The organism is Aureimonas sp. SK2 (genome assembly GCF_029813115.1).
Taxonomy (GTDB): domain Bacteria; phylum Pseudomonadota; class Alphaproteobacteria; order Rhizobiales; family Rhizobiaceae; genus Aureimonas.
Window position 1 is genome coordinate 75,510 of record NZ_JAPZDS010000002.1, and the last position, 15,796, is coordinate 91,305.

The 15,796-nt window shown below is 71.3% G+C and carries 16 protein-coding genes; 6 read left to right on the forward strand and 10 right to left on the reverse strand.

Annotation, left to right across the window (positions count from 1 at the left end; all coding sequences use genetic code 11):
* Positions 1-3: 3 nt before the first annotated feature.
* Positions 4-1,146 carry a glycosyltransferase gene (locus O5O54_RS02825; protein WP_279478841.1) on the reverse strand — a complete coding sequence of 381 codons (1,143 nt, stop codon included), beginning with the start codon at positions 1,144-1,146 and terminating at the stop codon, positions 4-6.
* A gap of 184 nt (positions 1,147-1,330) precedes the next feature.
* On the opposite strand from O5O54_RS02825, the gene O5O54_RS02830 reads away from it, so the two are divergent.
* Complete coding sequence (locus tag O5O54_RS02830; protein ID WP_279478842.1) at positions 1,331-1,969, forward strand: hypothetical protein; 639 nt, start codon at positions 1,331-1,333, stop codon at positions 1,967-1,969.
* Positions 1,966-2,931 carry a hypothetical protein gene (locus O5O54_RS02835; protein ID WP_279478843.1) on the forward strand — a complete coding sequence of 322 codons (966 nt, stop codon included), beginning with the start codon at positions 1,966-1,968 and terminating at the stop codon, positions 2,929-2,931. The genes O5O54_RS02830 and O5O54_RS02835 overlap by 4 nt, the downstream gene beginning before the upstream one ends.
* Here the strand turns inward: O5O54_RS02835 and O5O54_RS02840 are convergent.
* Together O5O54_RS02840 and O5O54_RS02845 are read right to left on the reverse strand one after the other, a co-directional pair.
* Positions 2,913-4,112, reverse strand: a complete 1,200-nt coding sequence (locus tag O5O54_RS02840; protein WP_279478844.1) for a glycosyltransferase family 4 protein — start codon at positions 4,110-4,112, stop codon at positions 2,913-2,915. The two genes, O5O54_RS02835 and O5O54_RS02840, sit on opposite strands and share 19 nt — an antisense overlap.
* Complete coding sequence (locus tag O5O54_RS02845) at positions 4,112-5,323, reverse strand: glycosyltransferase family 4 protein (RefSeq protein WP_347814867.1); 1,212 nt, start codon at positions 5,321-5,323, stop codon at positions 4,112-4,114. The genes O5O54_RS02840 and O5O54_RS02845 overlap by 1 nt, the downstream gene beginning before the upstream one ends.
* Between O5O54_RS02845 and O5O54_RS02850 the strand changes: the two genes are divergently transcribed.
* Together O5O54_RS02850 and O5O54_RS02855 are read left to right on the forward strand one after the other, a co-directional pair.
* On the forward strand, positions 5,240-7,315 hold the full coding sequence (locus tag O5O54_RS02850) for an HAD-IIB family hydrolase (protein ID WP_279478846.1): 2,076 nt from the start codon (positions 5,240-5,242) through the stop codon (positions 7,313-7,315). The genes O5O54_RS02845 and O5O54_RS02850 overlap by 84 nt on opposite strands.
* Entirely contained in the window at positions 7,297-8,157 is an 861-nt protein-coding gene (locus O5O54_RS02855) for a glycosyltransferase family 2 protein (protein WP_279478847.1), read from the forward strand. Before O5O54_RS02850 ends, O5O54_RS02855 begins: the two co-directional genes overlap by 19 nt.
* 4 nt (positions 8,158-8,161) lie before the next feature.
* On the opposite strand, the gene O5O54_RS02860 is transcribed toward O5O54_RS02855, so the two are convergent.
* The 3 genes from O5O54_RS02860 to O5O54_RS02870 form a co-directional block, all read right to left on the reverse strand.
* Positions 8,162-8,818 carry an ABC transporter permease gene (locus tag O5O54_RS02860; protein ID WP_279478848.1) on the reverse strand — a complete coding sequence of 219 codons (657 nt, stop codon included), beginning with the start codon at positions 8,816-8,818 and terminating at the stop codon, positions 8,162-8,164.
* The gene (locus O5O54_RS02865; RefSeq protein ID WP_279478849.1) at positions 8,799-9,836 is read right to left on the reverse strand and encodes a methionine ABC transporter ATP-binding protein; all 1,038 of its coding nucleotides are present in this window, start codon (positions 9,834-9,836) and stop codon (positions 8,799-8,801) included. The genes O5O54_RS02860 and O5O54_RS02865 overlap by 20 nt, the downstream gene beginning before the upstream one ends.
* A gap of 117 nt (positions 9,837-9,953) precedes the next feature.
* Complete coding sequence (locus O5O54_RS02870) at positions 9,954-10,763, reverse strand: MetQ/NlpA family ABC transporter substrate-binding protein (RefSeq protein ID WP_279478852.1); 810 nt, start codon at positions 10,761-10,763, stop codon at positions 9,954-9,956.
* A 215-nt stretch (positions 10,764-10,978) separates the two neighbouring features.
* Between O5O54_RS02870 and zigA the strand changes: the two genes are divergently transcribed.
* Both zigA and glsA read left to right on the forward strand, forming a co-directional pair.
* Entirely contained in the window at positions 10,979-12,181 is a 1,203-nt protein-coding gene (gene zigA, locus O5O54_RS02875; RefSeq protein WP_279478853.1) for a zinc metallochaperone GTPase ZigA, read from the forward strand.
* A gap of 77 nt (positions 12,182-12,258) precedes the next feature.
* Positions 12,259-13,239, forward strand: a complete 981-nt coding sequence (gene glsA / locus O5O54_RS02880; RefSeq protein ID WP_279478855.1) for a glutaminase A — start codon at positions 12,259-12,261, stop codon at positions 13,237-13,239.
* 7 nt (positions 13,240-13,246) lie between these two features.
* Here the strand turns inward: glsA and O5O54_RS02885 are convergent, their stop codons facing one another.
* From O5O54_RS02885 to O5O54_RS02900, 4 genes are all read right to left on the reverse strand, one after another.
* Entirely contained in the window at positions 13,247-13,951 is a 705-nt protein-coding gene (locus O5O54_RS02885) for a RibD family protein (RefSeq protein WP_279478857.1), read from the reverse strand.
* A gap of 213 nt (positions 13,952-14,164) precedes the next feature.
* On the reverse strand, positions 14,165-14,467 hold the full coding sequence (locus tag O5O54_RS02890) for a hypothetical protein (RefSeq protein WP_279478859.1): 303 nt from the start codon (positions 14,465-14,467) through the stop codon (positions 14,165-14,167).
* A complete protein-coding gene (locus tag O5O54_RS02895; RefSeq protein WP_279478860.1) occupies positions 14,454-14,645 on the reverse strand; it encodes a hypothetical protein in 192 nt (63 codons plus the stop codon). The genes O5O54_RS02890 and O5O54_RS02895 overlap by 14 nt, the downstream gene beginning before the upstream one ends.
* 58 nt (positions 14,646-14,703) lie before the next feature.
* Complete coding sequence (locus tag O5O54_RS02900) at positions 14,704-15,774, reverse strand: catalase family protein (protein ID WP_279478861.1); 1,071 nt, start codon at positions 15,772-15,774, stop codon at positions 14,704-14,706.
* Between the last annotated feature and the right edge of the window lie 22 nt (positions 15,775-15,796).

The following is a 15,796-nucleotide window of genomic DNA, read 5'->3' on the forward strand; positions in this document are numbered from 1 at the left end:
CCGTCAGCCGACGACCTTGAGGGCGGGCGTGGCGCCCGCGTCCGACTCGGCCCCGTCCCAGAGTTCGTCCGTCAGTCCCTCCAGCCAGCCGGCGGCGCGGCGCGCGGCCTCGGGATCGTGGAGGGTGCGGATCGTCTCGCCGTCGAGGGCGCGGGCCTCGGCGAGCAGCGCCTGCCAGCCTGCCAAGTCTCCCGGCCAGGCGGGGGCGGTGACGGCCGCGCCGAGCTTCACCAGCGCCTCGGCCTTGCGGGTCTGCTCGCCGAAATAGCGCCATTCCGGCATCACGATCAGCTTGGCGCCGACGCGCGCCACCTCGTGGATCGTGTTGTCGCCGGCCGAGGCGATCACGATGTCGGCCGCCGCGAGATAGTCGGTCACCCCCGGCACCCAGCCGAGTTCGGTGAGGTTGGAAAAATCCGTCTCGTGCCCCTCGCGATGCGTGGGCCCGAGCGTCAGCCAGAGGGCGTCGGGCGCGGCGCGGGCGGCCACCGTCAGGGGCGCGTAGGGGGTGCCGCTGCCCCCGCCGCCGGTCACCGTGACGACGATCTCGCGCGCCGGATCGAGTCCGAGCCGGCGGCGCGCCTCCGCCTTGTCGGGCACTGCGTCGAGCGTCGTGCAGAGGCCGCCGGAATAGAAGGTCTTGGCCCTCAGATGCGCGGGATAGTCGTCCTGCTCCAGCCGCTCGTCGAAGGGGGCGAGCATGCCGACCGAGGCCTCGTAGGAGCCGACATGGCCGATGTCCGAACGGTCGCCGTGCATGCGGATCTGGACGGCGGGAACGCTCGCGATGCGCGACAGGAGCGCGATCTCGGCCGAGACGTCGACCACGAAGAGGCCGATGGCGCGATCGTCGAGATGGTCGAGGATGGTGCGCATCGTGCGGCGCATCTCGGAAAGGCCGAGCGGCACGCAGTGCATGACCTGCGGCGTCGGCTCGGCATAGAGGCGGGGGGTCGGCACGCCCGCGCCGATCATGTTGGGCAGGGGCACGATCTCGATGTCGCGCCCGAACCCGTCGAAGAGATGCGGCCCCGCGGTCAGCACCGACACGGGCCGGTCGCGCGAGAATTCCGAGACGAGCGCCATGGTGCGGTTGGCATGGCCCCGCCCCTGGTGATGGACGAAGAAGGAGATCGGCTTCGGCAAACGGACGGCCCCCGTGCTTGAATCGGCCGGACCCCCGTCCGGCCGGTTGCGAGCGGGTGAATCTATGTCTCCCCTGCGGTTCGTCATCATGGATGGGCGAAGTGACGCGGGCACCCCCTTTCCTTTCGGCTCCCTTGAGTCATCTAGGGGCGGGAGGAACGGCGGCGGAAACGAGGATCGGCCCATGTCGGAAGGCCTTTGCGCGATCTCCGCGCCACCCCGCCGCACGCCCCGGCACATCGCGATCGTCGGCAACGCGCCCGAACTCGGGGCCTGCGGCGAGGCGATCGACGCGGCCGACTGGGTCGTGCGCTTCAACAACGCTGCCGGCTTCGGCGCCGCCTCGGGCCGGCGCGTCACGCATCTCGCCCTCGTCAACCACGGCGGCCAGATGCGCGAATGGCTGGAGGATCCCGGCTTTCTCGACCGCCCCGTGGTGCGCGCGGCGGGCGCCTTCCTGTTTCCCTTCGCCCGAAAGCCGCCGGCCCCCGCGGACGAGGACGGGCGCGACTGGACCGAGGAGGCCGAGGCCCGGCTGGCGCCGCTCGGGGCCCCGATTTCCGTCCTGCCCGCCAGCGTCCACCGCGAGGCGGCCGCGCTCCTCCACACGCCGGGCCGCCGCCCGCCGGCACCCAGCACCGGGTTCCTCGTTTCGCTGCACCTCCTGCGCCGCTTCGGCGGCACCGTGACGATCGACGTCCACGGCTTCGGCTTCGAAGGGTGGGACGGGCACGACTTCGTGCGCGAGCGGCGCTGGTTCGAGGCCATGGCGGCGGGCGGCCTTCTGCGCCTCCATCCGCTCGAAGCCTCGCTCGCCGCGTGAGCCTTTCGGATCACCGCTGCTTCCTGTGCGGCGGGCGGGCGCTGGCGCCGACGCAGCGCACGCTGCGCTGGCCGGACGGCACGAGGCGCCGCTTCGCGCTCGCCTGCGGCTTCTGCGGCGTCCTCACCGACGAGCCGCAAGGGCCGGCCGCGCTGGCGCAGCTCGGGAGTGCGATGGCGGGCGACCGGTTCCGGCTCGAAGCCGACGCGCCCTACGGGCTCGACGCCTTTACCCTGCGCACGGCCGCCACGCGCTGGCGGCGGGCCGCGCGACCGGCGGACGCCGTGCAGCGGGCGGCTCTCGCGAACCCCCACGCCGAGCCTGCCGGCGAGGCCGACCTCGCCGATCTCGCGGCCGGGACGGGGTTGCCGGTCGCGATCGGCCTCCTGTGCCGGGCCGACGAATGGGAGCGTGCCCTGGAAGGGCTCCGCCCGCATCTCGCCTGGGGCTCGGAGATCGTGATCCTCGCCGACGAGGAGGGGCCGACCCTCGCGCCAGAGCCGAATGTCCGCATCGCCCGGCGCCCGCTTGCGGGCGACTTCGCCGCCCAGCGCACCGCGCTGCAGGATCTCTCGCAGAGCCCCTGGATACTGCAGCTCGACAGCGACGAGACCTTGGCGCCGGACGTCGGCGCCCTTCTGCCGGCTCTTGCGGCGCTGGCCGACGCGGGTGGCGCCGTCTCGATCGGCCTGCCCCGGCGCAACCTCGTGGACGGCACCCTTGCCGACCTCTACCCCGACACGCAGTACCGACTGAACCGTCGCGACGTCCGCTTTGACGGACGGGTCCACGAGCGGCCGGACCGGCCCTGGCAGCAGAGCTTCATCGCCCTTCACGGTGCGATCGACCACCACCTGTCCCGCGAGCGCGTGGAAACCCGCTCGCAAGGCTACGAGGCCATGGCGCCCGGGCGCGGGCGCCTGGAGGAGGCGGACGCCCTGCTTCAGCCCTTCCGGGCCTGAAGGCGGGCGATCGCCTGCTCGTAGAGGGCGAGCGTTTCCCGGCCCAGTGTTTCACGTGTGAACCGACCGGCGGCAGCAAGCGCCCGTTCGCGAAGGGCGGCGCGGAACGACGGGTCGGCGATCACCGGGCGCAGGGCGTCGGCGAGGGCGTCCGCCGTGGTCTCGCGCGCCATGGAGCCGGCGCCCGTCGAGCCGACGAACTCGCGCGCGCTGGCGTCTTCGTCGGAGGCCACCATCGGTCGGCCATAGGCCATGCCCTCTTGGTAGACGAGGCCGAAGCTCTCGTAGCGCGAGGGGGCGAGAACCGCGTGAGCGCCTTCGTATTCCCGCGCGAGATCGGCCTCGGGCAGCCGGCCAAGGGGCACGAAGCGATCGCGCACCCCCTGGGGCAGATCGGCGGGAAGGGCGTCCGCCTCGACACCGGCAAGGCGGATCGCGAAAGCGGGCAGGGTGCCGGCCTCCACCTCCCGCGACAGGAGGATCGCGGCGCCGAGGATGGCGTCGAACCCCTTCCGATGCTCCGGCCGGCCGACGAAGAGGAGCCGGATCGGCGTTCCCGCCGGCGCATCGGGATAGGGCGCCGCGCCCGCACGGGCCAGCATGGCGGGCGCGAGGCTGAGGCCGATCACGGCATGCGGCCGGTCGCCCTCGGCGAGCCCGTATTCGGCCGCGATGCGCCGGCCGTGCTCGGCCGTGTTGGAGATCAAGGCATGGCTGCCACGCGCCTGGGCCCGCTCCAGCCGGTCGGTCGCCCACCCGTCGATCCGGTCGCGCAAGGTGGAAGCCGGATCGCGCGAGAAGGCGGCGGGCGTCGAGTTGCGCGTGACCAGCGCGAAGGGCGGGCGCCGGGCGAGGAGCGCGGCGGGCGCGTACCAGTTGGTCGCCTCCACCACGTCGAACGGGCGGCGGGCGTGCTCGGCCAGGATCGCCCGGCGAACGGCGAGGGGCGCCGCGAGATGCCCGGCCCCGCCCCAGAGGCGCAGGCGCGCGATGCCGCCGCCCTTGGCGGGTTCGGCGCCGACGATCCGCACGCCCCCGGACTCCGAGACGCCCGTGCGGTCGAGCGTTAGCACCGTCACATCCGCGCCGCAGGCGACGAGGCTCTCGGCGATCTCGCGCGCGGCGGTGGAAAGGCCGCTCGGGGCGGGCGGATAGTCCCAGGCGATCAGGGCGGTGCGCATCAGGCCTCCAGAAGCTTTCGGTAGAGGGCGAGATAGTCGGCCGCCATTCGCTCGGCGGTGAAGCGCGCCTCGAAGCGCCGGCGCACGGCCGCCCGGTCGAGCGCGCGCGCCTTGGCGATCGCCGCGACGGCCTCCTCCTCGGAGGACACCACGAAGCCGGTCACGCCGTCGTCGACGATCTCGCGCACCGAGCCCCTGTCCCAGGCGACGACGGGCGTGCCGCAGGCCATGGCCTCGATCATCACGAGGCCGAAGGGCTCCGGCCAGTCGATCGGGAAGAGAAGCGCCTCGGCGCCGCCCAGCATCTCGCCCTTGGCCCGGTCGCCGAGCGGGCCGACATAGGTGGCTGCGTCCGACAGGAGAGGGCGCACCTCGCGCTCGAAATAGGTGGGGTTGCCGACGTCGACCGTGCCGGCGAGCCGGATCGGCCGGCCTGCCGCGTTCGACACGCGGATCGCCCGGTCGGGTCGCTTCTGGTCGGTCATCCGCCCGACAAAGGCGAGGTAGCCGCCCGCGCCGCCCTGCAGCGCGTAGCGGTCGCGGGCGATGCCGTGATGGACGGTGCCGGCCCGGTTGGAGGCGGGGAGCATCGCGCCTTGCGCCGCCGAGATGGCGGCGACGGGCAGGTCGGGAAAGGTCTCGAAGAAGATCTTCCGGTCGAGCTCGTCCACCCGCCAGTGGATGGTGGTGAGGCTGTGCCGGCGCCGCGGCCCGAGGAGCGCCGCGTGGAAGAACTCGCCGTGGCAATGGACGATGTCGAACCGGTCGAGCCGCAGCCGGAGGTCCTCCATCCGGGCGGCCTCCAGCACGGCGGGGATCGACGGCGGCACGCTTCCGTGTTTCGCTTCCAGGCTAAACAAACTCGGCCAGATTCCGACGCGAGGTACATCTGTCGCACTGTCCGAGGGAGCCAGCAGCGTTACCTCGACTCCGAGATCCCGTAGCGCAATGGAGAGATCGTGGATGACTCTCTCCGTCCCGCCGTGATCTTTGGGTGGCACCGGAAATATTGTCGGAGCAACTTGAGCGACCCGGATATTTTTCGGGGAGCTGGCCGTTGAATTTGCCTGCATGGACCGTTGCTCTGTTCTGTTCGTGTGGTTTTGCGTCAAGCGTTGGAGAGAGCCATGTTCATTCTTCATGTCGCACTTCAAGGGTGCCTGCGCGCAAAGGACGTGGAATACGGGCTGACGGCCGACACCGGCGGCCATATCCGCTACCTCCTCGACCTGGTGGACGCCTCGGCAGGAGACCCGGCGATCGGCCGCATCGTGGTCGCCACGCGCGCCTTCCAGGACGCTCGTCTCGGAGCCGCTTACGCGCAACGGTTCGAGCGGATCGGCGAGAAGGCCGAGATCGTCCGCCTGCCGACCCGGCATCCCGGCTATCTCGAGAAGGAGGCGCTCCACACGGAGGTGGAGAGCTTCGCGGAAGCCCTGATCGCCTTCATCGAGGGTGAAGCCGAGCGGCCGGCCGTCATCCACGCGCACTATGCCGACGCCGCGTCCGTCGCGGCCATCGTCGAGGCGCGGCTCGGCATTCCCTTCGTCTTCACCGCCCATTCGCTCGGCCTCGTGAAGCGCGACGCGCTGGGCCTCCTGCCCGGCGCCGACGCCGCGCTCGACCGGCGCATCGGCGCCGAGAACGAGGCGCTGGCGCGGGCCTCGCTGGTGATCGCCTCTTCGCGCGACGAGGCAGAGGTGCAGTGGATGGGCTATCCCGCCTACGAGCCCGGCCGCATCCGCATCCTGGCGCCGGGCAGCGACCTCCAGCGCTTCGCCGGCGCGCCGACCTGTCCCGCCGTCGACGCCTCCATCGCGCGCTTCCTGCGCGAGCCGGAGAAGCCCGTGATCCTGGCGCTGGCCCGGCCGGTCGCCAAGAAGAACCTCGCCGCCCTGGTGCGCGCCTATGGCGAGAGCCCGGCGCTTCAGGCCGCCGCCAACCTCGTGATCTTCGCCGGAGCGCGGGAGGACTACGCCGATCTCGACGGCGACATGGCCGAGACGGTCCGGGAGCTTCTGGCGCTGATCGACCGCTACGACCTCTACGGGCGCGTCGCCTACCCCAAGCAGCACCGGCCGGAGGACGTGCCGGCGATCTACGCCCATGCCAAGGCGCGCGGCGGCATCTTCGTCAACCCGGCGCTCAACGAGCCCTTCGGCCTGACGCTGCTCGAAGCCTCCGCCGCCGGCCTGCCGCTCGTCGCCACCGATTCCGGCGGACCCAACGACATCGTCGAGATGTGCGGCAACGGCATCCTGGTCAATCCGCGCGCCGACGCCGCGATCGCCGAAGCGGCCCTCGGCATCCTCTCCGACCCGGAGCTTCACGCCCGCTACGCGGCAGCGGGAGACAAGGTCGCGGCGGCCTACGACTGGACGCGCCATTCGGCGCGCTACCATGCGCTCCTCGCCTCGCTCGCGGCGGAAGAGGAGGCCGCGGCCCACCCGGAGCAGCTTCTGATCTGCGACATCGACAACACGCTGGTCGGCTGCACGGAAGGCATCCGCACCTTCGGCTCCTGGCGCGAAAGGCAGCCCGGCCTCGCCTTCGGGGTCGCGACGGGCCGCTCCTTCCATTCGGCGCTGGCGATCCTGGAGCAGCAGGACGCGCCGCGCCCGCAAGTCGTCATCTCGTCGGTCGGCTCCGAAATCCACCATCTCGATCCGAACGGCACGACCTACCGCCAAGATCCCGAATGGCGCGCCGTCGTCTCGCGCGACTGGAGCCGCGACGAGGCGCGCCGGGCGCTCGCCAAGGTGCCGGGCCTCCGGCCCCAGGCGCCGTTGGAGCAGCGCGCCCACAAGCTGAGCTACTTCACGGAAGGCCAGCCCGGCATCGTCGCCCGCGTGCGCGCCGCCTTGGAGCGGGCGGGGCTGCGATGCTCCGTCATCCACAGCCACGGGCGCTATCTCGACATCCTGCCGATCCGCGCCTCCAAGGGAACGGCGGTGGACTTCGTGCGCCGCCGCCTCGGCCTCGCCCACGACGCCGTGTTCGTGGCGGGGGACTCGGGCAACGACATCGAGATGCTGCGCACCATCCCGCAGGCGATCATCGTCGGCAACTTCTCCGACGGGCTGGCGGCCATGCCGGCGCTCCGCCATTCCTATGTCGCGCGCAACACCCATGCGCGCGGCGTGATCGAGGGCGTCGTCCACTTCCGCGACAAGGCGAGGGCCGCATGCAAGCCAGCGTCCTGACGCTGGTGCGCGGCCGGCGCGACCATCTGGCCAACCTCATGAGCGGCCTCGCCCGCCAGACGGAGCGCCCCGCCGAACTGGTGATCGCCTGGATGCAGGAGGCGCCCTTCGCGGATCTGCCCGATCCCGGCTGCCCGGTGCGCCACGTCCCGGTGCCGGGCGACCCGATGCCACTGGCCGAGGCGCGCAACCGCGCCGCACGGGCGGCGAGCGGCGACCTCCTCGTCTTTCTCGACGTCGACTGCATTCCGGCGCCGACGGTGGTGGAGGCCTATCGCCGGGCCGCCGAAGGGCGGGACGGCCTGTTTCTCGGCGAGGTCCTGTACCTGCCGGCCGGCGCGACGGCGGGCGGGCTCGACTTCGACCGGCTCGACCGGCTGGGAACCGTGCATCCGTCCAAACCGCCAGTGCCGGAAACGGGCGTGCGGGAGGAGCCGGATGCGGGCGAGCTCTGGGGCCTGTCCTTCGCCCTCTCCGCCACGCGCTGGCATGCGATCGGGGGCATGGACGAGCGCTTCGTCGGCTATGGCGGCGAGGAGACCGACTTCGCCCTGCGCCTGTCGGCCTCGGGCGTGCCCTTCTTCTGGACGGCGGGGGCGCGGTGCTATCACCAGCACCACGCCGTGCGCGTGCCGCCGCTCCACCATTTCGACCACATCCTGCGCAATGCGGCCCTGTTCCGCGAGCGGCACGGGCGCTGGTGCATGGACTACTGGCTCGGCCAGTTCCGGGACGCGGGGCTGATCGACTGGCGCGAGGACGCGATCCGGCTCCTGCGCCGGCCGACGGAAGCCGAGTTCGAGGCGTCGGGCGCGGGCGCGGCGGACCGCCTCTTCTCCTGACGCGTCAGCGCCGGTGGTCGAGCCGGGCCACCAGCCGGTCGCCCGCCCATTGCAGGGCGCAGACGAGCACCACGAGCACGGCCACCACCGCCACCATGACCTCGGTCTGGAAGCGCTGGTAGCCGTAGCGGATGGCAAGGTCCCCGAGGCCGCCCGCCCCGATGGCGCCCGCCACGGCCGTCGCGCCGACCAGCGTGATCAGCGTCACCACGAAGCCCGCGACGAGGCCGGGCATCGCCTCCGACAGGAGGACGTGGCGCACGATCGTCCAGCGCCCGGCGCCCATGGCCCGCGCGGTCTCGACGAGGTTCGGGTCGACCTCGCGCAAGCTCACTTCGGCGATGCGCGCATAATAGGGAATGGCGGCGATCGAGAGCGGCACGATCGCGGCATGGGTGCCGATCGAGGTGCCGACCAGAAGGCGCGTCAGCGGGATCAGCGCGACGAGCAGGATGATGAAGGGGACGGAGCGGAAGGCGTTGACGAAACCGCCGAGGATGCGGTTCGTCCAAGGCTCGGCCAGGATGCCGCCTTTGGCCGTCACCGTCAGGAGGAGGCCGATCGGCAGGCCGACCAGGAGCGAGACGAGGCCGGACGCCCCCGTCATCAGGATCGTCTCCCACGTCGCGCGGATCAGGAGGTCAGTCAGCGCGGAGGACATGGCCGAGATATTCCGTGCGGATGGTGGAGGCGGAAAGATGCGCGAGGATGGGCGCGAGGTCCTGTGGGTTAGCCGGCGTCACGGCGACGAAGAGGCGCCCGACCGGCACGCCGCCGACCCGCTCGATGCCGCCCGACACGATGCGGGTCGAGGCGCCGAACCGGGCGCCGAGATCCGATAGGAGCGGCGCGCCGGCGCTCGTGCCCCCGAGGTCGAGGCGCAGGAGGGCTTCGCCCGAACCGTCCGGCGCGAGGACGAGGCCGAGCGGCAGGCCGGCCGCCTCGTGCCCGAGGAGGCTGCGCGTCACGCCGGCCTGCGGATCGGCGAAGACGCGCCAGGTCTCGCCCGCCTCCGCGACCCGGCCGTTCTCCAGCACCACGACGCGACCGGCGATGCGTCGCACGACGTCCATCTCGTGGGTGATGAGAAGGATGGTGAGGCCGAGGCGGCGGTTGATGTCGGCGAGAAGCTGCAGGATCTGCTCGGTGGTCTCGGGGTCGAGCGCCGAGGTCGCCTCGTCCGACAGGAGGAGCGCCGGCTCGGGCGCCAGCGCGCGGGCGATGCCGACGCGCTGCTTCTGCCCGCCCGAGAGCTGGGCGGGATAGCGGTCCTCGCGGCCCTCCAGCCCGACGAGCTGCAGGAGGTCGCGCACGCGGCGCCGCCGGGCCGTCCGGTCCATCCCTGAGATGATGAGCGGCAGCTCGACATTCTCCGCCGCCGTCCGGTTGGCCAGCAGGTTGAAGTGCTGGAACACCATGCCGATGCGCCGGCGAACCGGCTTGAGCGCGCTTTCGCTCAAACCCTGGATCTCGCGGCCCTCGATCGCGACCGTGCCGGCGTCCGGCCGCTCCAGCCCGTTGATGCAGCGGATCAGCGTCGACTTGCCGGCGCCGCTCCGGCCGATGATGCCGACGATCTCGCCGGGCGACACGTCGAGATCGATGCCGTCGAGCGCGGCATGGGCGCCGAAGCGCTTGGACACGCCGGACAGGCGCAGGATGGGCGGGACGGTGGTCATCGGGGGAAATGTCGGAACGGGGCGCCGCCTGGGAAGGGCCGGGCGGCCGGAATCGGGAGAAGGCCCGCCGCCCGGTCGGGGCAGCGGGCCTGAGAATGCTCTTGCGGCGGACGCAGCTTACCAGGCGGGCTGCGCGGCGCCCTTGTAGGCCTCATCGAGCGCCTGCTTCACCGCGTCGGTCTGGTAGGCCGCGACCAGCGTCTTCACCCAAGGGGCGTCCTTGTCGACAGTGCGCACGGCGATGAAGTTGCGATAGGGGTTGTCGGTGAGGGACTCCTGCGCGATCCGGTCGTCGGCCTTAAGCCCGCTCTTGGCCGCCCAGTCCGTGTTGACGACGCCGGCATCCAGATCCTCGATCGAGCGGCCGACGATGCCGGCGTCGAGCTCGCGGATCTGGAGATTCTTCGGGTTGGTCTCGACGTCGAGCGCGGTCGCGAGGATGCCCGCCCCATCGCGCAGGGTAATGAGCCCCTGCGCCGCCAGGAGATTGAGCGCCCGGCCGCCGTTGGACGGGTCGTTCGGAATGCCGACCGAGCCGCCGTCGGGAATCTCGGCGACGCTCTCGTGCTTGCGCGAATAAAGGCCGATCGGCTGGATCAGCGTGTAGCCGGCCGGCTCGATCTCGTAGCCGTGCTGCTGGATCTGCGCCTCGAGATAGGGGCCGTGCTGGAAGGCGTTGGCCCCGATCTCGCCGTTCGCCAGCGCCTCGTTGGGCTGGACGTAGTCGGAGAAGGGCACCGTCTCGACGGTCAGCCCCTTCTTGGCGGCCTCTTCGGCGACGACCTGCCAGACCGCCTCGTCCTCGCCGGCCATGATGCCGACCTTCACCGTCTCGGCCATCGCGGCCCCGGCCGTGCCCATCAGGAGCGCGGCGGACAGGGCGCCGAGGACGGTGCGGCGGGACAGGGCGAAGGCGATGCGGATCATGGAAGTCTCCAGGGCGGGTGGGGATGGCGGCGCGAGCCGTCACAAGGGCAACTTATCGTTCTGCAACGCAGCATGAGAAGGATCGGCTGCCCAAAAACCCGGCGTTCCGCAACAAATTCGACCACGCCTCGGCAGACGGGTGGGCGGGCGCGATGACCGCTTGCGAATGTTATAAAGTAACAATATGAAGGGCGTTCCATTCCTGGAGAGGTTCCATGAAGCGACTGCCCGTCACCGTCCTGTCCGGCTTTCTCGGCGCCGGAAAGACCACGGTCCTGAACCACGTCCTCAACAACCGCGAAGGCCTTCGCGTCGCCGTCATCGTCAACGACATGAGCGAGGTGAACATCGACGCCGCGCTGGTGCGCGACGGCGGGGCCGACCTGTCGCGCCGCGAGGAGACGCTGGTGGAGATGTCCAACGGCTGCATCTGCTGCACCCTGCGCGAGGACCTTCTTCTGGAGGTCCGCCGCCTCGCCGAGGAAGGCCGCTTCGACCATCTCCTGATCGAATCCACCGGCATCTCGGAGCCTCTGCCCGTCGCCGCCACCTTCGACTTCCGCGACGAGGCGGGGCGGAGCCTGTCGGACGTCGCCAAGCTCGACACGATGGTGACGGTGGTGGACGCCGCGCATCTCCTCCAGGGCTACGCCTCGACCGATTTCCTGTCCGCGCGGGGCGAGTCGCTTGGGCAGGAGGACAGGCGCACGCTGGTCGACCTCCTCGTCGAGCAGATCGAGTTCGCCGACGTCCTCGTCCTCAACAAGGTGTCGCTGGCGACGCCCGGCCAGCGCGACGCCGCGCTCAAGATCGTGCGCGCGCTGAACCCGGGCGCCCACGTGATCGAGACGGACTTCGGCAAGGTGAAGCCGTCGGACATCCTCGGCACCGGCCTCTTCGACTTCGAAAGGGCGCAGGAAAATCCGCTCTGGTACAAGGAGCTGCACGGCTTCGCCGAGCATGTGCCCGAGACCGAGGAATACGGCATCCGCTCCTTCGTCTACCGGGCGCGGCGGCCCTTCCGTCCCGAAGCCTTCCAGGCCTTCACGCACGAAGCCTGGCCGGGGGTGATCCGCGCCAAGGGCTTCTTCTGGCTGGCGACGCGCCCGTCCCATGTCGGCGAGATCGCGCAGGCCGGCGCCATCGTGCGCACGGAGCGGCGCGGGCTCTGGTGGTCCTCGGTGCCGGAGAGCCGGTGGCCGGACGAGCCGGAATTCCGCCGCCTGATGGCGCCGGTGCTCGATCCCGTCTGGGGCGACCGGCGGCAGGAGATCGTCTTCATCGGCACCGATCCGATGGACGAGGCGGCCTTGCGCGCCCGGCTCGACGCCTGTCTGGTGTCGGCGGAGGCGTTCCGGCCCGACGCCTGGACCTCGCTTCCCGATCCGTTTCCCGCCTGGGAGCGCCGCGTGGCCTGACCGCATCGCGCCCGGCCCGCATCGTGCTTGCGCCGGCTCGCCCTATCTGAGCGGCGAGCACCCCCGCGCGAGGACCGATGAAGCCGCCCCTGCCCGAAACCGACCGCCTGAAATCCATTCTCGACGCCGTGGTGGAGGAGGTGCGCGACGCCGCGCCCCGCCTCCACGCACAGGCGGTGGACGAGGCGCAGGCCGCAGGTCAGCCGGCACCCCGCAAGGGCGACTTCGACCGCTTCGGGATCGCCGTCTTCACGCGCGACGGCGACCTCGTCTCGGCCGGCAACGCGGGCATGCTCTTTCCCATCCAGTCGATCTCCAAGGTCTTCGCGCTGGAGGTGGCGCTGGAGGCGCTCGGCGAAAGTCTCTGGCAGCGGCTGGGGCGCGAGCCCTCGGGCGATCCGTTCAACTCGATCATCGATCTCGAACGCTGCAAGGGCATTCCGCGCAACCCGTTCATCAACGCGGGCGCGCTGGTGATCTGCGACGTCCTCGTCGGACTCGGCGGCGCCTCCGGCCCGAACGACCATGTGGTGGACTTCGTGAGGCGGCAGATCGGCGGCGAGCGGCTGGCGATCGACGGGGAGGTCGAGGCGAGCGACCGCGAGGGCGGCCATCTCAACCGTTCGCTGATGTCCATGGCCAAGCACCACGGCAACCTCCATCACGAGGTGGAGGCGGTGATGGACGCCTATGTCCGCCAATGCGCCATCGCCATGGACTGCAGGGGCCTCGCCAAGGCGGGCCGCTTCCTGATGCACGACGACCCGCGCGACAGCCGTGAGCCGGGCATCGCGGCGTCCAGGCGGGCGCGGCGCGTGCTGGCGGTGATGATGCTGTGCGGCCTCTACGACGGGGCGGGCGACTTCGCCTACCGCGTCGGCCTGCCGGCGAAGTCCGGCGTCGGCGGCGGCATCCTCGCCATCGCCCCGCACCGGGCCTCCGTCGCGGTCTGGTCTCCGGCGCTGGATCCGACGGGCAACAGCCATCTCGGCGTGCTGGGCCTGGAAAGCCTCGCGCGGCGCACCGACTGGTCGGTCTTCGGCGCCGCGCGCGACTGATCCCGCCTCAGGCCGACAGGACGCGGTACCGGAGATGCACCGCGCCGCCCTCGATCGTCTGGGCGGACTGGAGCGAAAGCTGGAACCGGCCCTTGAGGCCGCCGTCGAAGGCGACGATGCCCTCGACGTCCGTGCCGCCGTCGAGCGCCGGGGCGAGGACGACGCTCAGCTCGTCCACCAGGCCGGCGGCCAGGAAGGAGCCGTTGATCGCCGCACCGCCCTCGACGAGGAGGCGCTTCACGCCGAACTCGGCGGCCAGGATTTCGAGCGCGCGGGGCAGATCGACCTCGGCGCCGTCCGACACGAGATAGGAGACGCCGTCCGCCGCGAGCTCCGCCAGATGGGCGTCGGACACGCCGTCGCCGAGCAGGACCAGCACGGGATCGCCGCCGACGTCGGGGCCGCGGAAATGCAGCCGCCCCTGCGTGTCGGGGGCGATGGCGAGCGGGCGCCTTTCGCTGCCGGCGGCGCGGTGGAGCGGCCGGGCGGGCGTCTCGAAACTCGCCGGCGGGTGCGCCTCGCCCTTGGCCATCTCGGCCATGGTGGTGCGCCCGACCAGCCAGGCGTCGCCCTCCAGCCTGTCGTGGATCGCCTCGTAGGCGCCGCTCCAGTCCTTCACCGCGCCGTCGGGGCTCTGCGTGTAGCGGCTGGGATGGAGCCGGCCGTCGATCGAGGAGGTCATGTGGCAGACGACATGGGGGCGCTGGGTCATGCGAGGAAATCCTTGTTGGGGTGCCCTCGAAATCCGTCGGCGCCCCGGTGGTTGCACCCGTCAGGCGGCCGCGGCGAAGGCCAGAAGCGGGAGGGCGAGGGCCAGCATGCCGATGGCGATGCCGAGCCGGGGCGAAGGGGGCGAGCGGCGCATGATGCGTCTCCGGTCCGTTTCGGGAACCGGCAAGCCTTGATCGTGGCGGTTAACGAAGGGTTACCGCGTCCGGTCCGGCCGGAAGCCGAGCACGAACTCGGCCACCACCTCGGCCGGCATCTCGCATGGGCGCAGAAGGGTTTCGCCGCTGCCCAGCCGATAGAGGTTGGCGCTGACGAAATCGCCCCCGCCGCGCTCCTCGCCATAGAGCCAGAGGCGGCGTCCGTCGGCGGACCGGTGCAGGGTGACGCCGAAGCGGCGCCCTTCGAAATGCCCTTCGAAATGTCCGTCCGGCCATTCGGACAGGCGTTCGAGGAGGGCCTCAGCGTCGGGTGCCCCCTGGTCGCGGTCAGTGGTTGGCATGGGCGGGATCGCCGCCGCTGCCGTCGGAGGCGGAGGACTGCTGGCTCTGCGTCAGGGTCTGCTGGGTGGCCGAGCCGGCCCCAGGTTGGGTCTCCACCGTGCCGTTGTCCTTGCAGGCGGCGAGCGACAGGAGGGCGAGAAGGGCGGCGGCCGTCGTGGTCTTGCGAAGCGTCATCATGGGTCTCCTTGGCGAAGGAGGCAACGCGCGAGACCGGCGGCGGTTCGCCGCCCGGCTCTCAGGACGGCTCGTGGTAGGGGCAGCCGTTGAATCTCGCCCGGAAGTCGGCCGAGTGGCGATAGGGGTCGCGCCGCGCCCGGTTGATGTTGCCGAGCGGGCGGTGGTCGGCGATCCCGGTCCAGACGGAAAAGCGCATCTCCTCGTTGACCGCCTGCACCCGCGCCTCGTCCCAACTGTCCTGCGCCCGGGCGCGGACGGTGCCGACGCGCTGGAACGGCGCTTCCTCTTCGTCCCATTGGACGGTCGCATCCTCGACGGGTTGGCGTTCGAGGTCGCGGCAGAGCTGGACGCGGAACTCCCACTCGGCGTCGAGGCCCGCCATCTCGCGGCGCACCTCCTCGCGCACGGCATTGTCGCGGCCGTCCACGTCGATCTCCTTGGCCGTCAGCGCTGTCATAGAGGGGGCGACGGGCTTCAGGCTGAACTTGGCGATGTGCTCGCCGTAGCGGAAGGGCGTCGTGGAATAGTAGGTCTCGCCCAGAGGCTCGACATTGGGCGCGCCGCCGAGCGTATTGACCGTCGGGCTCTCGATCCCGACCGTCTCCAGCGCCGAGCGCACGCCGCGCAGGACGGCGGAGGCGACCTTCTTCGTACCCTCGATCCGATCCGTTGTGGCGGCGAGAAGCTTGAGGCTGCCGAGGAACTCCTGCGCGCTCCTGGCCTGGAAGACCGGCGCGTTGACCATCACGAAGTCCTGCGCCGAGCCTTCCGAGCCCGGCAGCCGCTCCCCGGCCACGTCGAGGACCTTCATCGCCAGCCCGCGCGGCAGGCTGATCGCGTCCGGCAGGATGTCGCCGGCATTGGTGGACAGGCGCAGGAACACCTTGTGGGTGCCGGCCCTGGCGAAGAGGCCCTGCGCGAGTTCGGGCGGCAGGCCGTCGTCCACCGTCAACTCGCCCTCCAGGATGCCGTGCGACTTCGCGTGGACCGCGCGCACGGCATGGCCGTAGTCGGCGGCGGTGCGCTCGAGGATCGTGTCGAACGTGTCGGTGAGACCCTGGACGGTCTCCGCCTCGCCGGGATCGACGAACTCGACCTCCGGCCGGTAGCGTACGGGTTGCGCGATCATATCCTGCTCCATGGAAATGGCA